Origin of the sequence: Ideonella sp. B508-1 (assembly GCF_000333615.1) — a bacterium.
In the GTDB taxonomy this organism is placed as follows: domain Bacteria; phylum Pseudomonadota; class Gammaproteobacteria; order Burkholderiales; family Burkholderiaceae_C; genus Ideonella.
On record NZ_BADL01000262.1, the window covers coordinates 1 to 2,093 of the forward strand.

The window sequence follows — 2,093 nt, forward strand, 5'->3', positions numbered from 1 at the left end:
GCTATTCATTCACCCGCCCGGCTGGCGGCGGGTGGTCGCCGGCCTGGGCCTGGCCGGCCTGGGCCTGGCCACCACCACCTTGTCGGCCGCGCTCAACTTCGGCCCGGTCCATGCCCTGTCCTGGATGACGCCCGGCGTGCTGCCGGCCCTGCAGCTGGGCGGCGCGCTGGCCCTGCTGGCGCTGCCGGCGCCGCAGCGTCTGGCCGCGGCCCTGGGCATGGTGGCGCTGGCCCTGCAGCTGGTGATCGTGGTGCAGGCGCCGTCCGACCCCTATTTCGCGATGAGCCTGCAGGCCTGGGAGCAGGGGCGCTTCATCCGCTTCCACGGTCTGGCCAAGTGGGTGGGCTGGCTTTGGCCGCTGGCCGCCCTGGCCTGGCTGGGGCTGCGCGTGGCGTCCTCCGAGCGCATGCCGCCCCTGGCCCGGCGCTGACCCTTGCTCACCGTGCGGCCCGACCGGCTGCCTACAATCACGCCATGAGCAGCTATTACCAGCGCCACATCTTCTTCTGCCTCAACCAGCGTCCCAATGGCGAGGACTGCTGCGCCCTGCACGGCGCCCAGGCCGGCTTCGACCGCTGCAAGCAGCAGGTCAAGGCCGCCGGCCTGGCAGGTCCGGGCGGGGTGCGGGTCAACAAGGCCGGTTGCCTGGACCGCTGTGCCGGTGGCCCGGTGGCCGTGGTCTACCCGGAGGCCGTCTGGTACACCTTCGTGGACGAGGCCGACATCGACGAGATCGTCCAGTCGCACCTGCGCGACGGTCAGCCGGTCGAGCGCCTGATGCTGCCGCCCACGGTGGGACGCTGAAGGATGGCGGGCCTCAATCCGCAGTCGCAGCTCCTGACCATCGCCGGGCCCGCCGGCCCGCTGGAGCTGGTGATCGACACCCCGCCGGACGCCACCCCGCGCGGCGTCGTCGTGGTCTGCCACCCCCATCCGCTGCACGGCGGCACCATGGACAACAAGGTGGTCCAGACCCTGGCGCGGGCCTTCCTCCAGCTGGGCTACCGGGTGGCGCGCTTCAACTTCCGCGGCGTGGGGGCTTCGGCCGGCCAGTACGACGAGGGCCGCGGTGAGGTGGACGACGCGCTGGCTGTGATCGCCGCCGTGCGTGACCCCGCCCTGCCGCTGGCCTTGGCGGGCTTTTCCTTCGGCGCCTACGTGGCGGCTGCCGCGGCGGCCCGCCTGCCGGCCGACCAGGCCGCCGAGCGGCTGGCCCTGGTCGGGCCGGCCACCTCGCGCTTTCCGGTGCCGCCGGTGCCGGCCGACACCCTCGTCATCCACGGCGAGGCCGACGACGTTGTTCCGCTGCCGGCCACCCTGGACTGGGCACGGCCCCAGGTCCTGCCGGTGGTCGTCGTGCCTGGCGTGGGGCACTTTTTCCACGGACAGCTGTCTGTCCTGAAGTCCCTGGTGACCGGGGCCTGGCACCGCTGAGTGCCCAGGGCCCGGCCGACGGGCGCTTTTCCTTCTCTGTGACCGGAAATTCCATGATCTCTCTTCGCTCTCCCCTGTTCGGTGCCGTGCTGGCGCTGGGCACCGTGCTGCCGGCTGCCGCACAGCTGCCGCAACCGCCGGAAATCGCCGCCCACGGCTACCTGCTGCTGGACATGACGACCAACCAGGTGCTGGCCGAGCGCGACGCCGACTCCCGCTTCGAGCCGGCCTCGCTGACCAAGCTGATGACCGCCTACGAGGTCTTCCAGGCCCTGCGCGACAAGAAGGTCTCGCTGGATCAGCGCCTGCCGGTGTCCATGCGGGCCTGGGCCGAGCGCAAGGGCGGCGGCTCGCTGATGTTCATCGACACCACCATGCAGCCCACGGTGGACGAACTGCTCAAGGGCATGATCGTGCAGTCGGGCAACGACGCCTCGGTGGCGCTGGCCGAAGGCACGGCCGGCAGCCTGGACGGCTTTGTCGGCCTGATGAACCGCCAGGCCCAGGCCTGGGGTCTGAAGAACACCGCCTTCAAGAACGTGACCGGCCTGACCGAGGCGGGCCACTACTCCAGCGCCCGCGACATCTCGGTGATTGCCTCGCACATCATCCGCGACTTCCCCGAGCGCTACCCGTACTACTCCATGAAGGAGTACACC

3 protein-coding genes and 1 pseudogene are annotated in these 2,093 nt (G+C 71.1%); all 4 read left to right on the plus strand.

Going from position 1 to position 2,093, the window contains the following annotated elements:
• Positions 1-430, plus strand: a pseudogene (locus tag I73_RS33160) (teicoplanin resistance protein VanZ); the annotation flags it as partial.
• A 44-nt stretch (positions 431-474) separates the two neighbouring features.
• Positions 475-804 carry a ferredoxin gene (locus I73_RS11005; protein WP_022980656.1) on the plus strand — a complete coding sequence of 110 codons (330 nt, stop codon included), beginning with the start codon at positions 475-477 and terminating at the stop codon, positions 802-804.
• 3 nt (positions 805-807) lie between these two features.
• Positions 808-1,434, plus strand: coding sequence for an alpha/beta hydrolase (locus tag I73_RS11010; RefSeq protein WP_022980657.1), 627 nt, complete (start codon positions 808-810; stop codon positions 1,432-1,434).
• Positions 1,435-1,487: 53 nt separating this feature from the next.
• Positions 1,488-2,093: D-alanyl-D-alanine carboxypeptidase family protein (locus I73_RS27385; RefSeq protein ID WP_022980658.1), on the plus strand; the 606-nt coding region annotated here is incomplete at its 3' end.